At 39.1% G+C, this 24,516-nt stretch carries 22 protein-coding genes and 1 pseudogene; 17 read left to right on the top strand and 6 right to left on the bottom strand.

Annotation, left to right across the window (positions count from 1 at the left end; genetic code table 11):
* Window positions 1-4 precede the first annotated feature (4 nt).
* The 4 genes from sucC to znuC all read right to left on the bottom strand — a co-directional run bounded on the left by sucC (window position 5) and on the right by znuC (window position 6,620).
* A complete protein-coding gene (sucC, locus tag ACERCF_RS09895; protein WP_373610987.1) occupies window positions 5-1,165 on the bottom strand; it encodes an ADP-forming succinate--CoA ligase subunit beta in 1,161 nt (386 codons plus the stop codon).
* Between the two features lie 344 nt (window positions 1,166-1,509).
* Window positions 1,510-2,739, bottom strand: a complete 1,230-nt coding sequence (odhB, locus tag ACERCF_RS09890) for a 2-oxoglutarate dehydrogenase complex dihydrolipoyllysine-residue succinyltransferase (RefSeq protein ID WP_373610986.1) — start codon at window positions 2,737-2,739, stop codon at window positions 1,510-1,512.
* Window positions 2,740-2,852: 113 nt separating this feature from the next.
* Window positions 2,853-5,663 carry a 2-oxoglutarate dehydrogenase E1 component gene (gene sucA / locus ACERCF_RS09885; RefSeq protein WP_373610985.1) on the bottom strand — a complete coding sequence of 937 codons (2,811 nt, stop codon included), beginning with the start codon at window positions 5,661-5,663 and terminating at the stop codon, window positions 2,853-2,855.
* 147 nt (window positions 5,664-5,810) lie between these two features.
* A complete protein-coding gene (znuC, locus tag ACERCF_RS09880) occupies window positions 5,811-6,620 on the bottom strand; it encodes a zinc ABC transporter ATP-binding protein ZnuC (RefSeq protein ID WP_373610984.1) in 810 nt (269 codons plus the stop codon).
* A 236-nt stretch (window positions 6,621-6,856) separates the two neighbouring features.
* Between znuC and mepM the strand changes: the two genes are divergently transcribed.
* The 10 genes from mepM (at window position 6,857) to ACERCF_RS09830 (ending at window position 16,341) form a co-directional block, all read left to right on the top strand.
* Window positions 6,857-8,236 (top strand): murein DD-endopeptidase MepM, encoded by a 1,380-nt coding sequence (mepM, locus tag ACERCF_RS09875; protein ID WP_373611007.1) that lies wholly within the window; start codon window positions 6,857-6,859, stop codon window positions 8,234-8,236.
* 12 nt (window positions 8,237-8,248) lie between these two features.
* Complete coding sequence (gene dsbC, locus ACERCF_RS09870; protein ID WP_373610983.1) at window positions 8,249-8,932, top strand: bifunctional protein-disulfide isomerase/oxidoreductase DsbC; 684 nt, start codon at window positions 8,249-8,251, stop codon at window positions 8,930-8,932.
* Window positions 8,933-9,069: 137 nt separating this feature from the next.
* Window positions 9,070-10,791, top strand: a complete 1,722-nt coding sequence (recJ, locus tag ACERCF_RS09865; RefSeq protein WP_373625484.1) for a single-stranded-DNA-specific exonuclease RecJ — start codon at window positions 9,070-9,072, stop codon at window positions 10,789-10,791.
* 116 nt (window positions 10,792-10,907) lie between these two features.
* Entirely contained in the window at window positions 10,908-11,762 is an 855-nt protein-coding gene (locus tag ACERCF_RS09860; protein WP_373625483.1) for an OmpA family protein, read from the top strand.
* 89 nt (window positions 11,763-11,851) lie between these two features.
* Complete coding sequence (locus ACERCF_RS09855; RefSeq protein ID WP_373625482.1) at window positions 11,852-12,670, top strand: pyridoxal phosphatase; 819 nt, start codon at window positions 11,852-11,854, stop codon at window positions 12,668-12,670.
* A gap of 3 nt (window positions 12,671-12,673) precedes the next feature.
* Window positions 12,674-14,365, top strand: a complete 1,692-nt coding sequence (narQ, locus tag ACERCF_RS09850; RefSeq protein WP_373625481.1) for a nitrate/nitrite two-component system sensor histidine kinase NarQ — start codon at window positions 12,674-12,676, stop codon at window positions 14,363-14,365.
* Between the two features lie 41 nt (window positions 14,366-14,406).
* Window positions 14,407-14,925 carry a GNAT family N-acetyltransferase gene (locus ACERCF_RS09845; protein WP_373610978.1) on the top strand — a complete coding sequence of 173 codons (519 nt, stop codon included), beginning with the start codon at window positions 14,407-14,409 and terminating at the stop codon, window positions 14,923-14,925.
* A 41-nt stretch (window positions 14,926-14,966) separates the two neighbouring features.
* Window positions 14,967-15,563, top strand: a complete 597-nt coding sequence (gene rdgB / locus ACERCF_RS09840) for an RdgB/HAM1 family non-canonical purine NTP pyrophosphatase (protein WP_373625480.1) — start codon at window positions 14,967-14,969, stop codon at window positions 15,561-15,563.
* Window positions 15,563-15,883, top strand: coding sequence for a YbjQ family protein (locus ACERCF_RS09835; protein ID WP_373625479.1), 321 nt, complete (start codon window positions 15,563-15,565; stop codon window positions 15,881-15,883). Before rdgB ends, ACERCF_RS09835 begins: the two co-directional genes overlap by 1 nt.
* A 2-nt stretch (window positions 15,884-15,885) precedes the next feature.
* Window positions 15,886-16,341 carry a YcgN family cysteine cluster protein gene (locus ACERCF_RS09830; protein ID WP_373625478.1) on the top strand — a complete coding sequence of 152 codons (456 nt, stop codon included), beginning with the start codon at window positions 15,886-15,888 and terminating at the stop codon, window positions 16,339-16,341.
* A gap of 39 nt (window positions 16,342-16,380) precedes the next feature.
* On the opposite strand, the gene lpcA is transcribed toward ACERCF_RS09830, so the two are convergent.
* Window positions 16,381-16,965, bottom strand: coding sequence for a D-sedoheptulose 7-phosphate isomerase (lpcA, locus tag ACERCF_RS09825; RefSeq protein ID WP_373625477.1), 585 nt, complete (start codon window positions 16,963-16,965; stop codon window positions 16,381-16,383).
* 199 nt (window positions 16,966-17,164) lie between these two features.
* Here lpcA and ACERCF_RS09820 point away from each other — a divergent pair, with 199 nt between their 5' ends.
* From ACERCF_RS09820 to ACERCF_RS09800, 5 genes are read left to right on the top strand one after another with little or no spacing between them, the layout of a single operon-like run.
* Window positions 17,165-18,121: a sigma 54-interacting transcriptional regulator gene (locus ACERCF_RS09820; RefSeq protein WP_373625476.1), complete on the top strand. Its 957-nt coding sequence runs from the start codon at window positions 17,165-17,167 to the stop codon at window positions 18,119-18,121.
* Window positions 18,114-19,820 (top strand): ABC transporter substrate-binding protein, encoded by a 1,707-nt coding sequence (locus ACERCF_RS09815; RefSeq protein ID WP_373625475.1) that lies wholly within the window; start codon window positions 18,114-18,116, stop codon window positions 19,818-19,820. The genes ACERCF_RS09820 and ACERCF_RS09815 overlap by 8 nt, the downstream gene beginning before the upstream one ends.
* 1 nt (window position 19,821) lies before the next feature.
* A complete protein-coding gene (locus tag ACERCF_RS09810; RefSeq protein ID WP_373610971.1) occupies window positions 19,822-20,787 on the top strand; it encodes an ABC transporter permease in 966 nt (321 codons plus the stop codon).
* Window positions 20,774-21,667, top strand: coding sequence for an ABC transporter permease subunit (locus ACERCF_RS09805; protein ID WP_373625474.1), 894 nt, complete (start codon window positions 20,774-20,776; stop codon window positions 21,665-21,667). The genes ACERCF_RS09810 and ACERCF_RS09805 overlap by 14 nt, the downstream gene beginning before the upstream one ends.
* A gap of 51 nt (window positions 21,668-21,718) precedes the next feature.
* Window positions 21,719-22,768: a peptide ABC transporter ATP-binding protein gene (locus ACERCF_RS09800; protein ID WP_373625473.1), complete on the top strand. Its 1,050-nt coding sequence runs from the start codon at window positions 21,719-21,721 to the stop codon at window positions 22,766-22,768.
* 127 nt (window positions 22,769-22,895) lie between these two features.
* Here ACERCF_RS09800 and ACERCF_RS09795 read toward each other — a convergent pair whose 3' ends face one another.
* Window positions 22,896-23,126: a YceK/YidQ family lipoprotein gene (locus ACERCF_RS09795; RefSeq protein ID WP_373625489.1), complete on the bottom strand. Its 231-nt coding sequence runs from the start codon at window positions 23,124-23,126 to the stop codon at window positions 22,896-22,898.
* A 119-nt stretch (window positions 23,127-23,245) separates the two neighbouring features.
* Here ACERCF_RS09795 and leuB point away from each other — a divergent pair, with 119 nt between their 5' ends.
* Together leuB and ACERCF_RS09785 are read left to right on the top strand one after the other, a co-directional pair.
* The gene (leuB, locus tag ACERCF_RS09790) at window positions 23,246-24,328 is read left to right on the top strand and encodes a 3-isopropylmalate dehydrogenase (RefSeq protein ID WP_373625472.1); all 1,083 of its coding nucleotides are present in this window, start codon (window positions 23,246-23,248) and stop codon (window positions 24,326-24,328) included.
* 64 nt (window positions 24,329-24,392) lie between these two features.
* Window positions 24,393-24,516 (top strand): annotated as a pseudogene (locus ACERCF_RS09785) (IS1595 family transposase); the annotation flags it as partial.

The raw sequence follows: 24,516 nt of genomic DNA, 5'->3' as shown, positions 1-24,516 counted from the left end.
CCTCCTAATTTGCAGATTTTACCGCTAATTCAGCCGCTTCTTTTAGTGATGAAGCCGCTAAAATACTCAGCCCACTATTGGCTAAAATTTCGCGACCTTGTGCCGCATTTGTGCCTTCTAAACGCACGATAACAGGCACGTTTACTCCTACTTCGTTTACCGCTGCAATAACACCATCAGCAATTAAATCACAACGTACGATCCCCCCAAAAATATTGACTAGCACCGCTTTTACATTTGGGTCTGATAAAATCAATTTGAATGCAGCTGCTACACGCTCTTTGGTTGCACCGCCACCCACGTCTAGGAAGTTAGCAGGTTTACCGCCGTAGAGTTTTACAATATCCATTGTCCCCATTGCAAGCCCTGCTCCGTTTACCATACAGCCAATGTTACCGTCTAACGCAACGTAGTTTAGGCTCCATTTTTCTGCTTCCGCTTCACGTTCGTCATCTTGTGAGAGATCTTGTAATTCTTTAAGATCTGGCTGACGGTAGAGAGCATTACTATCAATAGACATTTTCGCATCTAAGCAGAGCAGTTTACCTTCTTTGGTAACAACAAGGGGATTGACTTCCAATAAGGCTAAATCTTTTTCTACAAATAACTTCGCCAGTTTTACAAAAATATCTGCAAACTGTTTAACTTCATCGCCTTTTAAACCTAATTTGAAGGCAAGTTCACGACCTTGATAGCCTTGACCGCCCGTAAGGGGATCAATGGTTGCTTTATGGATTAGCTCAGGTGTTTTTTCAGCGACTTCTTCAATGTTCATACCACCTGCACTTGAAGCCATAAACACCACCTTTTGTGCAGAGCGATCTAACACCGCACCTAAGTATAATTCACGGTCGATATTGCAGGTTTCTTCCACATAAATAGTATTGACTGGCTGCCCGTTAGCATCTGTTTGGAAGGTTACTAAGCGTTTACCTAACCATTGTTCAGCGAAAGATTTCGCTTCATCAGCATTGCTAACTAATTTCACACCGCCAGCTTTGCCTCGACCACCAGCGTGAACTTGGCATTTCACCGCCCATTTTTCGCCTTTGAGCTGTGAGATTGCCTCTGCGGTTTCATTGGCAGAAAAGCAAGCAATACCTTCGCTCACAGGTAGCCCATATTGTTTGAATATTTGTTTGGCTTGATATTCGTGTAGATTCATAGAGTTTCCTCGTTATGGTTATGTTACTTTTCTTTGCTTGTGCAAGACAACGTTTACGTTGAATGTTGCCAAAGGCAACAGCCCGAAGGGCGAGCATAGCGAGTAAAAGTAACCAAAAGAAAGCACACCCTACTTCGTTGCTGTTCCTCACTTTATTAAAATTTTCTTAACGAAAAATAACCCTGATGTTCGCTTCGCTCTCGCTCGGGATTATTTTTCTAAAAATTTTAAGTCGTTCGGGCAACTCAGAAGGGAACCCGATACAGGAACATTAACAAATAGATATACAAGTTTTTATTATAAATAGACCGCTTGTGGTTAAATACAAGCGGTCAAATTTTAGATTAAATTTCCAAAAGCAGACGAGTTGGATCTTCTAATAACTCTTTTACAGCCACTAAGAAACCAACAGACTCTTTGCCGTCAATTAAGCGGTGGTCGTAGCTTAAGGCTAAGTACATCATTGGGCGGATCACCACTTGACCGTCAATCGCAACAGGGCGATCTTTAATAGCGTGCATACCCAAAATTGCACTTTGTGGTGGGTTGATAATTGGGGTGGACATTAATGACCCAAACACACCGCCGTTAGTGATAGTGAAGTTACCGCCTGTTAAGTGTTCAACGGTTAATTTGCCATCACGACCTTTCTCAGCAAGCTCTTTGATCTTCTTCTCAATCTCCGCCATACTCATTTTATCGCAATCACGTAACACTGGCGTTACTAAGCCACGAGGAGTTGAAACGGCAATGCTGACATCAAAGTAGTTGTGGTAAACCACATCATCGCCATCAATAGAGGCATTGATTTCAGGGTAGCGTTTAAGTGCTTCAACTACTGCTTTAATGTAGAACGACATAAAGCCTAAGCGTACGCCGTGTTGTTTTTCAAACTTCTCTCCATAAGTTTTACGCAAATTCATAATCGGCTGCATATCTAACTCGTTGAATGTGGTTAGCATTGCGGTGGTATTTTTCGCTTCAAGTAAACGCTCTGCAATACGTTTGCGAAGTCGTGTCATCGGTACACGTTTTTCACTGCGGCTGTTGAATGCAACGGTGCTTACCGTGTTTTGATTTGTTGCAGCATCTTTTACTTGATTTTGTTGAACGCGTTTTGCGATCTCTTTTTCGATATCTTCACGGGTAATTCTGCCGCCCACGCCACTGCCTTGAATATCTGCTGCTTGTAAATCGTGTTCAGCTAATAAACGGCGGATTGCAGGGCCTTGATCGTCTGCATTTGCGTGGCTGTTTTCAATCGCTGCATGTTTGCGATCTGATGGGGTGGATTCTGTTTTTTGTTCGATTGTCGCAGAGCTAATATCGCCCGCTTGTGCCGTATCCAATTTTCCTAAAACTTGTTTTGAAACTACTGTTGCACCTTCAGCTTGTGTAATTTCAATAAGCACGCCATCGCTTGCAGCAGGCACTTCTAAAACCACTTTGTCGGTTTCAATTTCGACGAGGATTTCATCACGTTTTACGCTGTCGCCCACTTTTTTATGCCAAGTTGCAACGCTTGCATCAGCCACAGATTCAGGAAGGTCTGGAGTTAAAATTTCAATTGCCATTTTATTATCCTTTTCTTTTACTAAGGGCGTATGTATTACACCTTATAATCAAATTTGTAAATTTTTGTTGAAAATAAACCGCTTGTAGGGCGTATTCACTACGCCCAATCTTTTTAAGCAATAGTTAAAGCATCTTCAACAAGTTGTTTTTGTTGTTTTGCATGTAGTGATGGATAGCCTACCGCTGGAGAAGCAGAAGCGGCTCTACCTGCATAAGTTAATTTTGCCCCCTCTGGAATAGAAGCTTCAAAATTATGCTTACTGCAATACCACGCTCCTTGATTTAATGGCTCTTCTTGACACCATACAAAGTCAGTAACGTGAGCATAAGGCTCAAGAATTTGTTTCATCTCCTCAAGAGGGAATGGGTAGAGTTGTTCAATACGAATAATCGCAATGTCTGTTTGGTTATTCTCACGACGTTTTTCAAGTAAATCGTAGTAAACTTTACCCGAACACATCACCACACGTTTTACTTGTTTCGGATCGATATTGTCAATCTCGCCAATCACATTTTGGAATGAGCCGTTAATTAACTCATCTAATGTTGATACTGCAAGCGGATGGCGTAGTAGCGATTTTGGCGTAATGGCAACCAATGGACGGCGCATTTTGCGAATTGCTTGGCGGCGTAACATATGGTAAACCTGTGCTGGTGTTGATGGTACACAAACCTGAATGTTTTGCTGTGCACAAAGTTGTAAATAACGTTCAACACGAGCAGAGGAGTGCTCAGGGCCTTGACCTTCATAACCGTGTGGAAGAAGCATCACTAAACCACACATTCTGCCCCATTTTTGTTCGCCAGAGCTGATGAATTGGTCGATTACAATTTGAGCTCCGTTAGCGAAATCGCCAAATTGAGCTTCCCAAATAGTCAAGGTTTTCGGATCGGTTGTCGCAAAGCCATATTCAAAAGCGAGAACTGCTTCTTCCGAAAGCACGGAATCCCAAACTTGGAAACGACCTTGATTTGCGTGTAATTGTGTTAATGGCACATAGCCTGTACCATCATTTTGGTTATGAATGACTGCGTGGCGGTGGAAGAACGTTCCACGTCCTGCATCTTCACCCGATAAGCGAACGTGTGTACCCTCATCAAGTAAAGTAGCGTACGCCATAGTTTCGGCCATACCCCAGTCGAATAATTTTTTGCCTTCGTACATCTCTTTACGATCAGTGTAGATCTTCTCAACACGAGAGTGTGCTTTTAATGAATCTGGATATTCACAAACCCGTTTCGCAATCGTTAAGAAACGATCTTCCGGGAATTTGCTTTCATAAGGTGCTGTCCAATCGTAGTTAAGATATTGTAACCAATCAACCGCAGCCATATCTAACTCACGCCATTCCGGTACAACACGTTCACCATTGTCTAAGGCATCACGGTAAAGGTTTAGCATTTCGATTTCTTGCTCATTGGTTAATACACCTTCTTCAATTAAGCGGTCAGCATACACTTTACGTGGAGTAGGGTGCTTTTTGATAATGCTATACATCATCGGCTGAGTTGCTAATGGTTCATCAGCCTCGTTATGACCGTGGCGGCGGTAAGAGATTAAATCAATGAAAATATCACGTTTAAATTTAGTGCGATATTCCACTGCCATTCGTGCCGCAAATGCAACTGCTTCCGGGTCATCACCATTAACGTGAATGATCGGTGCCTGGATCATTTTGGCAATATCGGTACAGAATTCAGTTGAACGGGTATCACTTGGGTTAGAAGTTGTAAAACCGATTTGGTTATTGATCACAATACGAATTGTACCGCCTACTTTATAACCACGAGCATTTGCCATATTTAAGGTTTCTTGTACGACACCTTGCCCTGCCACTGCAGAGTCGCCGTGAACTGTTACGGCAAGCACTTTTTCGTGTTCGGTATCACGCATACGCTCTTGTCTTGCACGCACAGAGCCAATAACAACAGGGCTCACAATTTCTAAGTGAGATGGGTTGAATGCAAGAGTTAAATGGACATTTTTGTCATCTACTGCAAAGTTAGAAGAGAAACCTTGATGGTATTTTACATCGCCCGTACGGCTTTCATCAGCGTGTTTACCTGCAAATTCATCAAATAGTTCCGCTGGGCGTTTACCTAATACGTTAACTAACATATTTAAACGACCACGATGAGCCATACCGACTACTACATCAGTCATACCCTGACGAGAAGAGTGGCGAATAATTTCTTTCATCATCGGAATGAACGCATCACTACCTTCTAAAGAGAAGCGTTTTGCTCCCGGAAATTTTGCTCCCAAATAACGTTCTAAGCCATCAGCAGCGGTTAATTCGGTTAATAAATTCAGTTTTTCTTCTTTAGTGAAAAGCGGTTTATTTAATGCACTTTCCATTTTAGCCTGTAGCCAGTTACGTTGTTCAATATCTTGAACGTGCATAAATTCTAAGCCGATAGGTCCTAAATAGGTTTCTTTTAAGGCTTCATTTAGCTCACTGAGCTTCATACTTTCTTTATCGTAAACGTAACGACCAACGGCAAAGGTTTCGTTTAGATCTTCATCGGTAAAGCCGTGATATTTATAATCCAGTTCAGGGACGCTGGAGGTTTTCCAACGATAATAGTTGATAGGGTCAAGTTTTGCTTCCAAATAACCTCTAAAGCGGTGAGCGTTAATCCATTGCAATAGGCGAACTTGCTTCGCTCCTGCTTCAGGATCAATAACGGTTATAGATTGTGGCTGTTGTTCACGGGCTAATTTGCGGAAATAATCACGCACTTTAGAGTGGGGTTGTTCAATATGGGAGGTTTTAGGGAATGAATCAAAAGTGCTTTTCCAGCTTTCATCAACATTTGCCGGATTTTCTAAATACTGTTCATAAATTTCTTCAACATAAGATTGGTTGGAGCCACCGAAAGGTGATGACGCAATCCAATCATCAAAATTTTTATATTGCATAAAGACCTGACCTATTTATGGTGTTAAATCATAAATCCATTATACTTCAAATAAAGTAAATAAAATGTGATGTGAGTCTGATTTTTAAATAATTGTTTGCCTACAAGCGGTTATTTTTAGCAAATTTTAAACAAATCCAATGAGACTTTAATGTTTACACTCACATTCTCCTAAGCAAACATCGCCGTGTAGATTGTGATGATGGTTATGACGATGTGAATAAAACGCCACATTACGGGCAAATTGATCGCCAAAGAAGTGGATAAAACTAGGGTCATTACTCACGACTTCCGGCGTGCCTGCACAGCAGATGTGTTTATTCACACACAAAACCTCATCAGTATTTGCCATTACAATATTTAAATCGTGAGAAACCATTAAAATAGCGCAATTTAACCAAGAACGGACTTGATTTAATAGTTGATAGAGCTCAGTTTGCCCTGTAATATCTACTCCCTGCATAGGCTCATCTAATACTAATAGTTGTGGTTTATTTAAAATTGCACGAGCAAGTAAAACACGTTGGAGTTCGCCTCCTGAGAGTTTTTGCATACTATTTTCAACTAGATGATGGATAGAAAATAGCGATAATGCTTCCTCAATCATTTTGTTATCAATGTTAGGTTTTAACGCAAGGAAGTTTGATACTGTCATTGGAATTGATGGTTCTATATGCATTTTTTGTGGTACATAGCCAATTTTTAACCCTTCTTGATGAACGACTTTCCCCTTAGTTGGCTTAATGAGTTTTAATAGAACCTTAAGCAAGGTTGATTTGCCGCCCCCATTTGGACCAACAATAGTGGTAATAGAGTTTGGGTAAATGGATAAGTTGATCTCTTGCAACGCCTTTTGGTTATTAAAGATCACTTCAATATCTTTTAGTGAGACTAAAGGTTGAGATTGTTTTATCAACGTAAATTGCATTGTGTTTGGGGTTAGGTGATTAATTTTCATTACTACAAAAAATTTAAGGGTATTGAACTAAAATTAACGGATTTTTTATCTTCTGACAATAGAATAAATGAATTTTTTCTTGGTAAAATAGTCTATCAAGAGATTATGTAAATTTCAGTAAATATAAAAGAAAAATAGCGGGATATAATTTGCAGCACGTAATTTTAGCAAGAGATCGTAAACGGCATAAGAAAAAGTTAAAAATAGTTGTCTTCTTATTTGCTGTTGTTAGTTTTATGGCAGGTGCTGCTTTGGTGTTAAAAAAACAGCCTTCCATTAATAATATTTTACAAATTAATAATATAGTGTTCTTAGATAGCCAAGAAGATGAATATATGGAGGACACTTTTATTAATTATATTGCCGATCTTATTATCTGGTCTTCTTCTGTTGCCGAGAGCAATGAAGAGGTGGTTGACGATCAAACAGCAACTTCTTATGATGACGAAGTTGAAGAGCCTTTCATTGACTCAGTAAAAAATGATATTCAGCAAGAGCAATTGCCGTTAGAAGCTGAAAAAGCCTTAGATGATTTACTTGATGTAGCAGACCAAGCATTAAGAATTCAAAACCAATTTAGCTATATTGCTGCTCAAGGCGATAAATTAAAAGATGTATTGGAGCAATCAGGTTTAGAAAATAGTGATGCTCAAAACCTCATTGCTCAGCACCCTTCATTAGCTCATCTTAAAGCAGGGCAACAATTTTATTGGATATTAGATAATGACGGCGAATTAGAATATCTAAACTGGTTAGTTTCCGAAAAAGAAGAACGTGTTTATGAACGCCAAGCCAATGGTAAATTTACCTACCAAAAATTTGAGAAAAAAGGTGAATGGAAACTAGATGTTGTACGAGGGGCTATTCAAAATAGCTTTGCAGCGAGTTTAAAAGCAGTAGGATTATCTGATCGCCAAATCAATCAATTAGCAGTTGGATTACAATCTCAAATTGCAACAAATAAGCTGAAAAAAGGCGATAAATTTGCCATTTTAATTAAGCGTGAATATGTAAATGGAAAAGTAACAGATTTAGGCAATGTAGAGGGTATTCACGTTATTAGCGGTAAAAAAAGTTATTATGCAATTCAAGCAGATAATGGGCGATATTATAGTCGACATGGCGAAACTTTAAGTGGTGGCTTTGCTCGACACCCATTATTATATGCTGCGAGAGTTACATCTTCCTTCAACTCTAAACGTAAACACCCAATTACAGGTCGTATTAGTCCTCACAAAGGTGTGGATTACGGATTGCCAATTGGCACTCCAATCATTGCACCAAGTGATGGAGTAGTAGAACACGTTGCTTACCAGGCCCGTGGAGCAGGGCGTTATATTAAAATCAAACACGGGCATATTACTACAGTCTATATGCACTTAAGCAAAAGTTTGGTGAAGCCCGGACAAAGGGTAAGAAAAGGAGAGCGTATTGCATTATCCGGTAATACCGGTGGTTCAACAGGGCCTCATTTACACTACGAGTTTCACATTAATGACCGCCCGGTGAATCCGATGACGGTAAAATTGCCGGGTTCAAATTCCGGTATGAGTAACAAAGAACGCCAAGCATTCTTAAATAAAGCGAAGAATGTCGAAGCAAAATTAAAAATGTAAGGATTTATGCTAATGAAAAAAAATTTAATTACTTTAAGTTTAGTGAGTTTATCAACTTTTGCCTTTGCATCTGACGCAAAACTGAAAAGCCAGCTTGAAAAAATTGGAGCAACAGAGGTTAAAATTTCTGAATCGCCATTATCTGGTTTTAAAATGGCAACCTCGAATGAAGGTATTGTTTATATTAGTGAAGATGGACGATATATCATTCAAGGCAAAATTTTTGAGCTAAAAAACGGTAAAGTTGTTGATATTACCAATCAAGGGTTATTGGCTGAATTAAATTCTTACCAAAATGAAATGATTGTTTATCCTGCGAAAAATGAAAAGCACGTGGTAACCGTTTTTATGGATATTACCTGCCACTATTGCCATTTATTACATTCAAAAATGAAAGAATATAATGATTTAGGCATTACTATTCGCTATTTAGCTTTCCCTCGTGGCGGTATGAATACTCAAACTGCAAAACAGATGGAAGCGATTTGGACCGCTCAAGATAAAATTAAGGCATTAAATGATGCGGAAGACGGCAAGTTACCAACTCAATTAAAAACACCTGATATTGTCAAAAAACATTACCAACTCGGCGTTAAGTTTGGTGTAACAGGGACACCGAATATGGTTACCTCAGATGGCGAACTCATTGGCGGCTATGTTGAGCCTAAAGAATTGGCAAAAATGTTAAGTGAATAACAGATAAATTAGGTTACAAGCGGTCTTTTCTACGCTCGCTCCTACGGGACCGTTGGCAAAACCAACATTCAAACGTAAGCGTTTGTTGTAAAAAATTTGCAAAAAATGACCGCTTGTTATGGTAAAAGAAGATAGTTGTGGAAAAATTAATTAAAAAACGCCATTTATTAACAACAGAAACCCTATCCCCAAATCCTTTATTAAATCGAATCTACCAAAGTCGAGGCATAAAAACAGCAAAAGAGCTGGAGCATAACCTTCAACATTTACACAGACCACAGCAACTGGCGAATATTGAACAAGCCGTCGATCTATTGATTAACGCTTTTGAAAACCGAAGCCGTATTGTGATTGTCGGTGATTTTGATGCTGATGGAGCAACCAGCACAGCACTTGCCATCATTGCATTAAAACAGTTAGGGTTTGAGCAAGTTGATTATTTAATTCCCGATCGTTTTTCGCAAGGTTATGGCTTGAGTGTTGCAGTAGCGGAAATGGCATTAGCCAAAGGAGCAGATTTAGTTTTAACGGTCGATAATGGTATTTCTTCGCTTGAAGGTGTTGAACTACTGAAGCAACACAATATTCAGGTTCTGATTACCGATCATCATTTACCACCTGACACATTACCCAACGCTGATGCAATGGTAAACCCTAATTTGCCGTTTTGTGCCTTTCCTTCCAAATCATTGGCGGGGGTTGGTGTTATTTTTTATGTGATGATGGCTCTTCGGACTAAAATGCGTGAACAACAATACTTTCAAAACAAAGCAGAACCCAATTTTGCCGAGCTTTTGGATTTAGTCGCATTAGGTACAGTTGCTGATGTTGTGCCGCTTGATCAAAATAATCGAATTTTAGTTCATCAAGGATTGCAGCGAATACGTTCAGGGCATTGCCGTTTGGGGATAAAAGCTTTAGTAGAAGTAAGCAAAAGGGAGCTTTCAACATTACAAGCTGCTGATTTAGGTTTTGCTGTTGCACCAAGATTGAACGCAGCAGGCAGATTGGAGAATATGTCTTTGGGGGTTGAGTTACTTATTTGTGAAAATATGGAACTTGCCCGTCAATTGGCGTTTGAATTAGATTCTCTTAACCAAACCCGAAAAGAATTTGAGCAAGAGATGAAAACAGAAGCCTTAGCCATTTGTGCTAAATTGCCTCTGCTTGCTCAGTCAGAACAAGCTCACGGTATCGTGCTGTATCAAGCTGATTGGCATCAAGGGGTAATCGGTATCTTGGCTTCTCGAATTAAAGATCAATTTAATCGTCCGGTCATTGTGTTTGCACAAGAAAGTGACGAAAGTGAATATTTGAAAGGATCGGCTCGCTCTATTTCGGGCGTGCATATGCGAGATTTGCTTGAATATATTGATATGCAGCATCCTGAATTAATCGAAAGATTTGGTGGGCACGCAATGGCGGCAGGCTTAACTATTCATCAAACACAGTTAGATAGCTTTAAAAAAATTTTCGACCAAGCCATTAATGAAGTATTAGCACCTGAGCAATTACAAGGTATTATTTATACTGACGGCGAGCTTGCTGCAAATGAGTTTACAATTACCAGTGCGGAAATGCTCCGCTCTGCAGGCCCTTGGGGGCAACATTTTCCTGAACCGAGTTTTGAAGGAGAATTTAGCATTCTGCAACAAAAACTACTGGCAGGTAAGCATTTAAAGTTAATGCTACAATCAGAGAGCGGGCAATTATTAGATGCAATTTGGTTTAATGTTGATGTCAGAATGTTTCCGGATTTATCAGTTAAAAAAGCAAAAATGGTCTATAAATTAGATATCAATGAATTTCGAGATAACAAAACTTTACAATTGAAAGTCGAATATATGAATTACATCTAACATTACTTTACATTAATTTAATAGAATTAGTTATGTTGTATTGTAGAATTGCTCTGATTGCAACTTGAGGTTGTAGAATAATTAATTAGATAGTTACTTATAAGGAAACTTAGAAAATGGAAAAAAAAGCGCTTTTCCGTACATTTTTATTATCGAGTGTCGCACTAGCAGTTGCTGCGTGCGGTAACTTAAGCAAAGTGAGCGATGAAGGAACAACTGAAAACCCGGTATTCCCAAAAATTTCAGAGTCTGAATTCAACCACGATGGTTCACAATTTGGTTCTTGGCCAAACTGGGAAAATGTTCGCCAAATTGAAAAAGGTATGAACAAAGATCAATTATATAACCTAATTGGTCGTCCACATTTTGAAGAAGGTTTATACGGTGTTCGTGAGTGGGATTACGCATTCAACTACCGTGAAAACGGCGTACACAAAATTTGTCAATTCAAAATCTTATTTGACAAAAATATGAATGCACAGAGCTTCTTCTGGTATCCAAACGGTTGTAACGGTAACTCATCATTCACCTTAACAGGTGATTTCTTATTCGATTTCGATAAAGATACTTTAACTGCTAAAGGTAAAGAAGTTGTTGATAACGTTGCTACACAATTAAAATCGTCTAAAGCTCAGCAAGTTAAAGTAGCCGGTTATACTGACCGTTTAGGTTCAGTTGAATATAATTTAGACTTATCACAACGCCGTGCGAACACAGTAAAAGCTCGTTTAATTCAACAAGGTGTAAATGCTCAAATTGAAGCATTAGGTTACGGTAAAGCGAACCAAGTTAAACCTTGTGAAGGCTATGCCCACGCGAGCCAAGCTGAGAAGGATTGTTTACGCCCTAACCGCCGTGTAGAAATTTCTGCAAATGGGGGTGTACTTAAACAAAATGAAAGTGGCAATGTAGCAGGTCCTAACGGTCCGGCGCCGCTTTACCAAACACCGGCATATAATAGTGGTAAATAATTTCTAGTTTTAACTAACTTAGAGTAAAATATAAAGGCAGCCAATTTGGTTGCCTTTTCTTTTAATCTATTACTTTGCAGGAGAATGCTATGAACTACCAAGCTGTCGCTTTTGACTTAGATGGAACATTACTTTCATCAAACGCTACGATTTTAGAATCCAGTAAACAGGCAATTCAGAAGATAAGAGAAAAAGGGATAAAGGTTTATTTTGTTACAGGAAGACACCACACAGCGGTTCGCCCTTATTATGCGGAGTTAGATTTAGATACGCCTGTTGTGTGTTGTAATGGTACTTATGTATATGATTTTAAAAATGAAAAAGCGATTATTGGTAATCCATTACCACCTGAAGTTACATCTCAATTAGTCAATGAGGCACAGGCTCAAGGCATTCATACTGCTGTTTATTTTGAAGATGCAATGACTTACGAAACACTAAATATCCACTTTGAAAAATTCCAAAAATGGGTAGATTCTTGCCCTGAAAATGTTCGCCCGAACGTTTATCAAGTGGAGAAATTCCAACAAGAAATTGATAAAGGGGTAACTGTTTGGAAAGTGTTAATTAGCGATCCTGATTTAGTCAAAATGCAAAACTTTGTGAAAAATCTACCGCTTGATCAAGTAAGCCCTGAATGGTCTTGGGTTGATCGTGTTGATATTACCAGTGTTGGTAATAGCAAAGGAGCAAGACTGGCGGAATTATTAAAAACAGAAGGTATTGAATTAGAACAAGTTATCGCATTTGGTGATAATTTTAATGATATCTCTATGTTGGAAGCAGTTGGACTTGGTATTGCAATGGGTGGTTCGGAAGAGGAAGTGCAGCAAAAAGCGAAGAAAACAATTGGTTCAAATAACGAAGACAGCATCGCCAATGAATTAAAAGCACAATTTAATCTTTAACCTATGATTAAACCTAAATATTCCATCGCAAGGCGTATCGGACTCTATTTTTTAATTATGATCGTCTTTGCTTCTATCATTAGTGGCATTTCACTTGGGATTATGTGGAGTAATAAATCTGATGCCAGTTTGATTAATGTATCGGGTTCGTTGCGTATGCAAAGCTATCGCCTTTTGTCGGAAATGGATTCAAGGCAAGAGATTTTAGCCGAGCGTTTGTTGGAATATCATCGTACTTTACACTCAACCGAGCTGAGTTCTCTTAAGCAAAGCTGGTTGTTACCTGATAATGTAATACATAGCTACCAACAATTACTGAAAGATTGGTATGCGATGCAGTCTTATGTCAATCAAGGTGATAAAGCCAGTTACGCAACACACATTGAAGATTATGTGCGAAAAGTGGATAACTTTGTTTTTCGTTTGCAAGAATTTGCGGAGTTAAAACTAAAAATTGCCACAGGTGTAATTGCCGTTTCAATGTTATTGATTATTTTACTTGCGTACATTGGCGTGTGGTATACACGGAAAAAAATTATCAGCCCATTAAAGCAATTAGTTAAAGCCAGTTGGCAAATTCAAAATAAAGATTTCGATCATATAAAATTAGCGGTTGATGAACCGAATGAATTAGGTTTGCTTTCCTCTACTTTTACTGAAATGTCGAATGAATTATTAAAACTTTATACCTCATTGGAAGATAAAGTACAGGAAAAAACCCGCCGTTTATTAGCAGTTAATCGCTCTTTACTTGTGTTGTATCAATGCTCCCAATTATTAACCGCTAAACCGATTAATAAAGAGATGCTTAATCAAGTATTGAAAACAGTATTTGATAACGAACATTTGCTTGGTATTAAATTACATATTTATGGTGCAGAACATTGGAATATCTCTATAGATAATGCTCCGCAGGCAGACTGGATTTCGGCTGAAATTGCGATAGAAAATGAAAAACTAGGCATACTAAGCTGGAAACCATCGTTACTTTGCCCCGATGAAAGATTACTGCAAAACGTATCAGAAATGATCGGGCGAAGTATTTATGTTGTTCAAGTGCAAAAGCAGCAGCAGCAATTAGTGCTAATGGAAGAGCGGGCGATTATTGCTCGTGAGTTGCACGATTCTTTAGCTCAATCGCTAACCTTTTTCAAAATTCAAGTAAGTTTACTCAAACTGGCAAAAAGCGATGAGAAACGCAACGAAATTCTATCTGTTTTTGAAAAAGCATTGAATGATGCCTATAGCCAATTAAGAGAATTGCTGACAACCTTTAGATTAACCATTCAAGAGGCAAATCTACAGCAGGCATTAGAGAAGATTTTAGAGAGTTTACGCCCGAAAACATCGGCACAGCTTTGTTTAAGTTGTAAATTGCCTTCGCATATTTTTAATGCACAACAACAGGTGCATTTGTTACAAATTGTGCGAGAGGCGGTTATTAATGCCATCAAACATTCACAAGCAACCGAAATTAAGGTGATTGCTGAAACGAATGATGATGGCGAACATTGCTTAATCATTCAAGATAACGGTATTGGTTTAACCAGCCATACCGAGCCGGAAGGGCATTATGGCTTAACCATTATGCAAGAGCGAGCGGCTGAGTTGAAGGCTGATTTCTCCATTGAGAATATCGAAAATGGCGGCGTAAGGGTTAAAATAGTTTTACCGAGTATGCTCAGCAAGCGGTAGTTTTTTGTTAATTATTTGCAAATGATTTATAAGGGATAAAAATGCAGATCCGAAAAGCAGTTGAAGCGGATTTTGAAACCATACTAGCGATATACAACCAAGCCATTCCAACCCATCAAATCACGGCTGATTTAGAGTTGGCAACCACAGAAAATCGCCGAAAATGGTTTGATTTCCATCTTCAAAGTACCCAATATCCGATTTGGGTGGTTGAAGATGAAACGGGTATTGCGGGCTGGTTTAGCTTTTCGCCATTTTATGAAAGATCCGCTTTTGTGCATACCTCTGAAATTAGTATTTATTTAGATGGTAATGCCAAAGGTAAAGGCTACGGCTCGAAGATTATTGAATTTATGCAAGCAGAAATGCTAAATCATAATATTCACACGTTAATGGCGTATGTATTTGAACTTAATACAGTTAGTCAAAATCTAATGAGAAAACACGGCTTCGAGCAATGGGGGCGTTTTCCGCATATTGCGAATATGGGAAAAGATGAACAAAATAATGATAAATGGCGAACACTACTGATGATGTCTTACCAAAAAGGGATCGAATAACAAGCGGTTATTTTTAAGCAATTTTTTACAAAAAGGAAGATATGGAAAAAACAAAAATCGTACTTGCAACCAGCAATGCAGGTAAAGTGAAAGAAATGGAGGACGTATTAGCTGAATTTGGATTTGAGGTTATTGCTCAAAGTGAATTTGGCATTGAATCGCCCGAAGAAACAGGCTTAACCTTTGTTGAGAATGCGTTAATTAAGGCTCGATTTGCCTCTAAAATAACAGGTCTACCAGCCATTGCTGATGATTCTGGCTTAGCCGTTGAAGTACTAGATGGCGAGCCGGGTTTATATTCTTCACGTTATGCTGGTGAGCAAGCAACAGATGCCGATAATCGCAACAAGTTGTTAGCTGCGATGGCAGATAAAGAAAATCGTCTTGCGAAATTTGTAAGTTGTATTGTATTTCTAAAACACGAAATAGACCCAACGCCATACATTGCATTAGGCGAATGTGCTGGCGAAATTTTAACCGAGGAAAGAGGGGGGAATGGCTTTGGCTATGATTCACTCTTTTTCTATCCACCTAAAAATCTGAGCTTTGCGGAATTAGAAACCAAAGAGAAAAAAGCAATTTCACACCGTGCTATTGCATTAGCACATTTAAAACAGCAATTAAGAGGAAACAAATAATGATTATTACCACAACCCCTATCGTTGAAGGAAAACAAATCGTTGAATATAAAGGCTTAGTATTTGGCGAAGTTGTCTCTGGTGCAAACTTTGTGCGTGATTTTTTAGCCAGTATCACAGATGTAATTGGCGGACGTGCAGGGGCTTATGAAAGCAAGTTGAACAGTTCTCGTAAGCAAGCATTAGCCGAATTAGAAAAAGAAGCGAAAAAAGTGGGAGCAAATGCCGTAGTGGGCGTTTCAATGGAATATCAATCGATGGGAGGTGATAAGGGAATGTTTATTGTGGTTGCAACAGGCACGGCGGTTGTTCTTCACTAACTATGTTTTCGCCTCAACAAGAATTAGCCCCTTATTTTTGGCAAGAAAAATCATTACTGGAAATGAATGAGGCAGAGTGGGAAGCACTTTGCGATGGTTGTGGTAAATGCTGTTATCGTAAATATATTCAAGGGAGAGGTAAGCGAGAGCGGCTTTACTACACCTCTGTTGCCTGCAATTTGTTAGATGTAAACACGGGGCATTGTACGAATTACCCTGAACGATTCAAAATTGAGAAAGATTGCACTAAGTTAACCAAAAAGAATTTGCCTGATTTTGGCTGGTTGCCAAAAACTTGTGCTTATCGCTTGCTATATGAAGGAAAGCCTTTATATGATTGGCACCCATTGATATCAAAAGATCCTGATTCGGTAAAAAAGGCAGATATCTTAATTACGAACGGTATTCACGAGAAAGATGCCATTGATTGGTTTGAATTTGTGATTGATGAGGTTTGATTAAAAAGGCGTTTATTAAAACGCCTTTTGTTTTTGCAATTATTCAGATTTTGCCATTTCAAACTCAATGAGCATCATCAAAATATGAATCACTTTAATGTGGATCTCTTGAATGCGATCGGCATAACGGAAATGCGGTACACGAATTTCTACATCGGCAAGCCCTGCCATTTCGCCGCCGTCTTTACCCGTCATTGCAATCACTTTCATTCCTTTCTCTTTCGCTATCTTAATTGCATTCAGCACATTTTTAGAGTTGCCTGAGGTGGATAAGCCGAATAACACATCGCCTTTTTGCCCAACGGCTTCTAAGTAGCGAGAGAACACAAACTCGTAACCAAAATCGTTACTGACACAGCTTAAATGACTTACATCAGAAATCGCAATTGCAGGGTAGCCCGGGCGATTTTCACGATAACGCCCTGTTAATTCCTCCGCAAAGTGCATTGCATCACAATGAGAACCCCCATTACCGCAAGAAATCACTTTTCCGCCTTGTTTAAAGCTATTTGAAATAAGCAATGCAGCTTCTTGAATGAGTTGAATATTATTTTCATCAGACATAAATTTGTCTAACACATCAGCCGCTTCTTGGAGTTCAGCTTTAATTTGCTCTAAATACATTGTTTGCTCCTTTTGCAAAAAATATCATTACTAAGACCGCTTGTTCAGCCAAAAGTGCAATAAGTTTAGAAGATAGAACTGATATTGTAAATCGGCTTGGATCAAACAATCCTGCTTTTTGTTGTAAACAAAAGTTTCCAAAAAGTAAAAATAGCGGTATGATCAGCAAAATTTTGCCATTGCGACTAAAGGAAAATGTATGACCGCACAGCTAGAATGCTTTGAGAAGATTATTGGAAAATCTGCAAAAATCCAAGAAGTGATTATTCAAGCAAAAAAATTTGCTAATCTGAATGCCCCTTTGCTAATTCAAGGTGAAACAGGTACAGGTAAAGATTTATTTGCAAAGGCTTGCCATAATTTTAGCTCTCGTAGAATGCAAAAATTTATTGCGGTAAATTGTGCAGGATTGCCGGAAGAAGAGGCTGAAACGGAAATGTTTGGGCATCGTGGTAATGGTAGTGAAGCGGTCGGTTTTTTTGAATATGCAAATGGCGGCACGGTTTTGCTGGACTCGATTTCAGAATTATCACTTGAAATGCAGGCAAAATTACTGCGTTTTTTAAATGATGGCTCTTTTCGCCGAGTAGGGGAAGATAAAGAAATTCAAGTTGATGTTAGGGTAATTTGCACCTCGCAAAAGCCATTATCTCAGCTTGTTGTAGAAGGCAAAGTGAGAGAAGATCTTTACCACCGATTAAACATACTAATCCTAGATTTGCCCCCATTGCGTGAGCGTAAAGAAGATATTCCCTTACTGACAGATTATTTTATTGCTCAAGTGAGTGAACAGCTTGGCGTGAGTAAATTAGAATATGATGAATACTTCTTACAAGCCTTGCAAAATTATCGCTGGTCGGGCAATTTACGTGAACTCTATAATGTGATTTATCGGGCTTGCTCACTTTCCCCAAGTTATCGTTTGGCGGTAAAAGATTTAAATTTACCTGATGAGGTAGAACATACTAATGCTGAGCCAGAAAATGCAACATTAGAAGAGATGATGAACCAATACGAAGCACAGCTACTGCGAAAATTTTATGCCGAATACCCAAGCACACGCAAATTAGCCCAAAGGCTTGGGCTTTCCCATACGGCGGTGGCGAACAAATTACGTCAATATGGCTTAACTAAAAATGGACATAAAGATGAATAAATTAGCGGTTGTTTTTTCAGCGTTTTTTGCAAATTTTTGGTTAAATTCGACCGCTTGTGCTGCACCGAGCATTCCTAAACCGTTATTGGAAAATAGCTTGGTGTATTGTACTACCTCTTCGGGCTTTTCGTTTAATCCGCAAAAATCGGATGTAAGTTCCAATATGAATGTGGTAACAGAGCAAATCTACGATAAGCTATTTGAATTTAACCCAAAGAAAAATCGCCTTGAGCCAGCCTTAGCGGAAAGCTATTCCATTAGTGAAGATGGTTTAGTCATTACACTACGGTTAAGAAAAAATGTGGCATTCCACACCACAAGTTGGTTTACGCCAACCCGTAAATTAAATGCGGAAGATGTGGTTTTTTCGCTTAAGAGAATGATTGGCAAAGAAAGTGATTTACCCGAAGTTGAGATAGCAGCGGAACGTGCTTTGCACCATCAACGTCAGAATTATATTTATCAAAAGGCAACAAGCCAGATTTATTTCCCTTATTTTGAGAGTGTAGGGTTAGCCAGCAAAATTGCCAATGTTAGTTCGCCTTCCAGCCATATTGTGAAAATTGAATTAACTAAGCCAGACTCTTCGCTATTGGCTCATTTAGCCAGTCAATATGCAGTTATTCTTTCTAAAGAGTATGCCTTGCAACTTAATGCTGATAAAAACTTAATGCAGCTCGATCTTCTTCCTGTTGGGACAGGTGTTTACCAACTCGAAAGTTATGAAAACAACAACTATGTGAGATTAAAACCGAATACAGACTATTGGGGCAAGAAAGCTCATATTCAAAATATGATTGTGGATTTTTCTACAGAAGCAACGGGTAGAATGGCGAAGTTTTTGAATAACGAATGCAATATAGTTGCTTTTCCTGAACCGAGTCAACTCTCAGTTTTAACTGATGAACAACTTATTGAAAGCAAAGGGGCGAATTTAGTTTATTTAGCCTTTAATATGCAAAAAGCGATCGGGCAAAACTTAGCCTTACGCCAACAGGTTGCGAATAGTATTAATCGAAAACGCATAGCCGAAAAGCTATTTTATGGTACAGGCGAAGTGGCGGATAATGTGCTGCCTAGCGCATTATGGGCAGAAAAAAACAGTGAGAGTTACCCTTACACCTTTCCTAAACCAAGAGAACAAGCGGTCGAAAATGGTAAAAAATTTGCAAAAGAGAACCGCTTGATCTTATGGGTAATTGATGAAAAACGGGTTTATAACCCACACCCAATTAAAATGGCAGAGATGATCCGTTCAGATTTAGCCGCTCAAGATTTAGAGGTAGAAATTCGCCAAGTAAGCCGTGCCTATTTAGTACAGCAACTTGAAAGCAAAACCGCTGATTATGATCTCATTTTAGGTGGTTGGCTTGCTTCCGATCTTGACCCAAATAGTTTTCTCTCTGCCTTATTAAGTTGCAAAACGGCAGATACCGTTACTAATTTATCAAATTGGTGTAATGAAGATTTTGATTTTTGGCTAGAAACAGCTCGCTTAAGCGATGATACGGCATCAACTAATTTGCTGTATGCTTTTTCACAAAAATTACTGGAAGAACAGTTGCCGATTTTACCTTTGATCAATGCAAATCGGGTATTGGTAATTAAAAATGGCATTCAACAAGCAGAAATCTCGCCTTTCGGACAGGTGAAATTATCGGAGCTGCGTTTGAGTTCGGATAATAAAGAAAGGAATTAATATGCTGACAGCTTTTATCCGGAAAGTATTTTTAACCTTGATTACGCTGATTTTTTTATCCATTATCAGCTTTCTTATTTTATTAAGAGATCCGCTAAATCATCTTACTGATGTTAATTGGTTTGGGGCATATTTTAACTATCTGAAATCCTTATTGAATGGAGATTTCGGCATTAGTTTTAGCAATGGGCAGCCCTTAACCGAGCAGATTTTACAAGTATTCCCTGCAACCATTACACTTTGCTTATCGGCACTCATACTCTCGCTGATTGTGGGTGTACCGTTAGGATTTTTTGCCGCAACTCAGCAGAAAAATATGATTGGAAAGATATTAAATATTTTCGGCACACTCAGTTTAGCCGTACCTGTATTTTGGTTAGCATTGGTGCTGATGTATTATGCATCTCTCAATCAATGGGCGATTTCTACAATTGGGGAAATTCATCCGATTTACTCTAAACAGAGTATCACAGGTTTTCTGTTACTGGATATTTGGCTATCAAACAGCCCTTATAAATTAAAAATGCTACAAAGTGCGTTGCATCATTTAGTATTACCAACCTTAGTGTTAGCAATTCCTGCTACTCTTGAAATTATGCACGTTACTCAAGCGAGAGCTGCTTATGTAATGAAACAAAATTACATCAAAATTGCCAAAACACGAGGCTGGACTCCCTTTAGAATTTGGACAACTCACATTATTCGTAACACCTTGCCCTCGCTCGTGCCGATGATTGCCCGAACCTTTATCCTGATTTTTGCGTTCGGTATGTTAATTGAAAATATTTTTAGCTGGAGTGGCATTGGGCGTTGGTTAATTAATGCACTTGCTATTCAAGATTACAATGCGATTTCAGCCGGTGTGGTAGCGATTGGTGCATTTGTACTATTGGTAGATATGTTTACAGGCTTTATTCGGGTAGTGTTAGACCCTTCAGAGAAAAAGGATTGGTATGGCTCTTATTAAAGAACCTGAGCAGTTTAGGGAAACTGAACCGTTTAAAAAATTTTGGCGATATTTCCGACAAGATAAAATCGCTCTTGGCAGTTTTTATCTGTTTTTAGTGCTACTTACGCTTGTTTTTCTCGGCAGTTTACTCGCTCCGTATAATTATAATGAACAGTTTGTTGGCTTAGAGTTAATGCCTCCTTCTTGGGACGACAGAGGGCTAATTCGCTATTTTCTCGGAACAGATGATTTAGGGCGAGATATTCTTAGTCGAATTATGTACGGATTTTATTATACCGTTGGCTCAGCCTTGATTATTACGGTATTGATTGCTCTTATTGGCGGGATTATCGGCATTTTCGCAGGGTTAAAAAAAGGGAAATCGGTTTGGTTTATCAGCCATTTGTTCGATACTTTCTTATTTATGCCGATTTTGCTGATTGCAATTATTATCGCCACGCTAATGGATGCCAGTTTAATGAATGCGATGTTAGCCATTTTCTTGGCAATGTTGCCGCATTTTATCCATAAAATTTATCAAGCCACTGAGCAACAACTGAAAAAAGAGTACATTGTTACCCTTAGGCTAGATGGAGCAACCCGTTGGTATTTAATCAAAGAAGTGATTATTCCTAATTTAACAGGCGTGGCAATTAAAGAACTTTCCCATATTTTTGTGATTGCTGTACTAGATATTAGTGCATTGAGTTTTATTATGCTTGGAGCTCAAAGCCCAACCCCAGAATGGGGAACAATGATTCGGGAATCAATGGAGCTTATCTATGTTGCTCCTTGGACGGTTATTCTGCCAGGGCTTGCGATTATTTTTACTATTTTTACTATCACTATGCTTGGTACTCGATTAAGCGATGTGTTTGAAAAATATCACAATGCGTAGCTACAACAAGCGGTCATTTTTTGAGAAAATTTTTACATATTAAGGAACACTATGGCATTACTGGATATTCGCCATTTAAGCATTGAAATCAACACGCCAAAAGGGCGAGTAAAAATGGTGGATAACATCAATTTAACTGTTGATGAAGGCGAAATTTGCGGATTAGTAGGGGAGTCTGGTTCAGGTAAAAGCCTGATTGCAAAAGTGATCTGCGGTATTGTTAAAGATGAATGGATTGTTACCGCTGATCGTTTTCGTTTTGATGATATAGAATTACTCAAACTAACCCCGAATGAACGCCGAAAATTAGTGGGCGATCATATCTCAATGGTATTCCAAGATCCACTAGCCAGCCTGGATCCTAGCCAACTTGTCGGCAAACAGCTGATGCAAGCGATCAATTTTAAAGGTAAATGGTGGCAATGGTTTGGTTGGAAAAAGAAAAAAGCGATTGAACTACTACACCGTGTCGGGGTTCGGGATCATCAAGATATTATGAACAGTTACCCAGTCGATATTACCGAAGGTGAAGCACAGAAAGTAATGATTGCGATGGCGGTGGCTAACCAACCTCGTTTATTAGTGGCTGATGAGCCAACGAATATTATGGAATCCACCACGCAACTACAAATTTATCGCCTGCTTTCTAGTATGAACCAAAATCTAGGCACATCAATTTTGCTGGTGAGCAATGATATGAAAAGCATTCAAAATTGGGTGGATTCTTATAATGTGCTTTACTGTGGGCAAACGGTGGAAATTGCGGATAAAGAGAGCATTTTGGAATCTTCTTATCACCCATACACCAGAGTGTTGCTCAACAGATCGCCCGATTTTTCTCAACCGCTGGCATTTAAAAGCAGTTTGAATACGCTACGAGGCTCTGTGCCGATGTTAAATGAAATGCCGATTGGCTGCCGTTTAGGGCCACGCTGTCCTTTTGCTCAGAAAAAGTGCATAAACAAACCGCCGTTAGTCAAAGTGAAACAGCACGAATTTGCTTGCCATTTTCCGATTAATTTCANCTCAGAAAAAGTGCATAAACAAACCGCCGTTAGTCAAAGTGAAACAGCACGAATTTGCTTGCCATTTTCCGATTAATTTCAAAGAGCAGAATTTGTTGAAAAATAAGGTCGAAAATACGCCCTTTGTGGTGGCAGAATTGAGCGAAAAAGAATAAAGAGAATTGCAAAAAATAGTGAAAAAACGACCGCTTGTTATTGGCTGATTATTGACTAAGAGTAACGGGCAACATCAGCGTATCTAATACAAAGCTTAGCGGCAAATCAATCACCGCCAGCACCGCCAAAATACCGCCTTGCTGCATTGCTTGGAAATCTCGGGTTACACCTGCATAAACGCTATAGTCTTGTTCGACCAAGCTAATCATCGTGCCACAGGCAGTTAAATTAAGCACTAAACAGAGTAGGGCGAGAGTTTTACAAGCGGTTAACTTCATCAAAAAATCTCCAAATAGGCGGTTATTTTACGCTATTTTACTAAAATTGCATTTAAAAAAATGTCGTTTTCAGGCAGAATGTAACGGAATTTTATACTGATAATTTTAAGAGGAACTATATGCAAACTTACAATATTGCGGTATTAGCAGGTGATGGAATCGGCCCTGAAGTAATGGCTCAAGCCATCAAAGTGCTTGAGGCAACGCAACAAAAATTTGGGTTTAAATTAAACTTCAATGAATACAACATTGGTGGTGCAGCCATTGATACACAGGGTAAAGCACTTCCGGAAAATACTTTAAAAGGCTGTGAAGAAGCCGATGCGATTTTATTTGGCTCAGTTGGTGGCCCCAAATGGACACATCTACCGCCTGATGAACAGCCTGAACGTGGTTCACTGTTGCCACTGCGCAAACATTTCTCGCTTTTCTGTAACTTACGTCCGGCAGCACTTTATAAAGGCTTAGAAAAATTCTGCCCGTTGCGTGCAGATATTGCGGCAAAAGGGGTCGATATGGTGGTTGTGCGTGAATTAACGGGCGGGATTTACTTTGGTCAGCCAAAAGGCAGAGATGGCGAAGGCTCGCAAACCAGAGCCTTTGATACCGAAGTTTATTATAAATATGAAATTGAACGTATTGCTCGTGTAGCGTTTGAATCCGCAATGAAACGCAAAAAACACGTTACTTCTGTGGATAAAGCGAATGTGTTACAAAGCTCAATTTTATGGCGTGAAACCGTCACGGAAATTGCAAAAGAGTACCCAGAAGTTACGCTTGAGCATATGTATATTGACAATGCGACAATGCAGCTTATCAAAGCCCCTGAGTCATTTGATATCTTATTATGCTCAAACATTTTCGGCGATATTATTTCAGACGAAGCAGCGATGATTACAGGCTCAATGGGTATGTTACCTTCGGCAAGCCTCAATGAAAAAGGTTTTGGTTTATATGAGCCGGCTGGTGGTTCAGCCCCTGATATCGCTGGCAAAAATATTGCTAACCCGATTGCTCAAATTCTATCAGCAGCGATGATGTTACGTTACAGTTTCAACTTAGGCGAAGCAGCAGATGCAATCGAAGCCGCAATTCAAAAAGCCTTAGCAGATGGCTATCGTACCGCTGATTTAGCCGATGACAGTAAACCGCTTTCAACCTCAGAAATGGGTGATGTTATCGCGAAAAATATTTTAGCTTAATCTTAAAACCAAAGGGGCTGTCCTAGATAACGACTAAAACTTCCATTTAGGTTAAGATAACCTTATGAGAAAAAGTCGTCTAAGTCAGTACAAACAACATAAACTCATAGAGCTGTTTGTAGCAGGCGTAACCGCTCGAACAGCCGCAGAGTTAGTGCATGTAAATAAAACCACCGCAGCCTATTATT

It is taken from the genome of Mannheimia kashgarensis (assembly GCF_041807705.1).
GTDB lineage: Bacteria > Pseudomonadota > Gammaproteobacteria > Enterobacterales > Pasteurellaceae > Mannheimia.
The sequence above is the reverse complement of the archived record's forward strand: the minus strand, read 5'-3'. Positions and strand labels throughout refer to the sequence as shown.

Bases quoted from the DNA above. Each gene is read 5' to 3' on its own strand.
- sucC (WP_373610987.1), bottom strand. From the start codon at position 1,165: ATGAATCTACACGAATATCAAGCCAAACAAATATTCAAACAATATGGG.
- odhB (WP_373610986.1), bottom strand. From the start codon at position 2,739: ATGGCAATTGAAATTTTAACTCCAGACCTTCCTGAATCTGTGGCTGAT.
- sucA (WP_373610985.1), bottom strand. From the start codon at position 5,663: ATGCAATATAAAAATTTTGATGATTGGATTGCGTCATCACCTTTCGGT.
- znuC (WP_373610984.1), bottom strand. From the start codon at position 6,620: ATGAAAATTAATCACCTAACCCCAAACACAATGCAATTTACGTTGATA.
- mepM (WP_373611007.1), top strand. From the start codon at position 6,857: ATGGCAGGTGCTGCTTTGGTGTTAAAAAAACAGCCTTCCATTAATAAT.
- dsbC (WP_373610983.1), top strand. From the start codon at position 8,249: ATGAAAAAAAATTTAATTACTTTAAGTTTAGTGAGTTTATCAACTTTT.
- ACERCF_RS09860 (WP_373625483.1), top strand. From the start codon at position 10,908: ATGGAAAAAAAAGCGCTTTTCCGTACATTTTTATTATCGAGTGTCGCA.
- ACERCF_RS09855 (WP_373625482.1), top strand. From the start codon at position 11,852: ATGAACTACCAAGCTGTCGCTTTTGACTTAGATGGAACATTACTTTCA.
- narQ (WP_373625481.1), top strand. From the start codon at position 12,674: ATGATTAAACCTAAATATTCCATCGCAAGGCGTATCGGACTCTATTTT.
- ACERCF_RS09845 (WP_373610978.1), top strand. From the start codon at position 14,407: ATGCAGATCCGAAAAGCAGTTGAAGCGGATTTTGAAACCATACTAGCG.
- rdgB (WP_373625480.1), top strand. From the start codon at position 14,967: ATGGAAAAAACAAAAATCGTACTTGCAACCAGCAATGCAGGTAAAGTG.
- ACERCF_RS09835 (WP_373625479.1), top strand. From the start codon at position 15,563: ATGATTATTACCACAACCCCTATCGTTGAAGGAAAACAAATCGTTGAA.
- ACERCF_RS09830 (WP_373625478.1), top strand. From the start codon at position 15,886: ATGTTTTCGCCTCAACAAGAATTAGCCCCTTATTTTTGGCAAGAAAAA.
- lpcA (WP_373625477.1), bottom strand. From the start codon at position 16,965: ATGTATTTAGAGCAAATTAAAGCTGAACTCCAAGAAGCGGCTGATGTG.
- ACERCF_RS09820 (WP_373625476.1), top strand. From the start codon at position 17,165: ATGACCGCACAGCTAGAATGCTTTGAGAAGATTATTGGAAAATCTGCA.
- ACERCF_RS09815 (WP_373625475.1), top strand. From the start codon at position 18,114: ATGAATAAATTAGCGGTTGTTTTTTCAGCGTTTTTTGCAAATTTTTGG.
- ACERCF_RS09810 (WP_373610971.1), top strand. From the start codon at position 19,822: ATGCTGACAGCTTTTATCCGGAAAGTATTTTTAACCTTGATTACGCTG.
- ACERCF_RS09805 (WP_373625474.1), top strand. From the start codon at position 20,774: ATGGCTCTTATTAAAGAACCTGAGCAGTTTAGGGAAACTGAACCGTTT.
- ACERCF_RS09795 (WP_373625489.1), bottom strand. From the start codon at position 23,126: ATGAAGTTAACCGCTTGTAAAACTCTCGCCCTACTCTGTTTAGTGCTT.
- leuB (WP_373625472.1), top strand. From the start codon at position 23,246: ATGCAAACTTACAATATTGCGGTATTAGCAGGTGATGGAATCGGCCCT.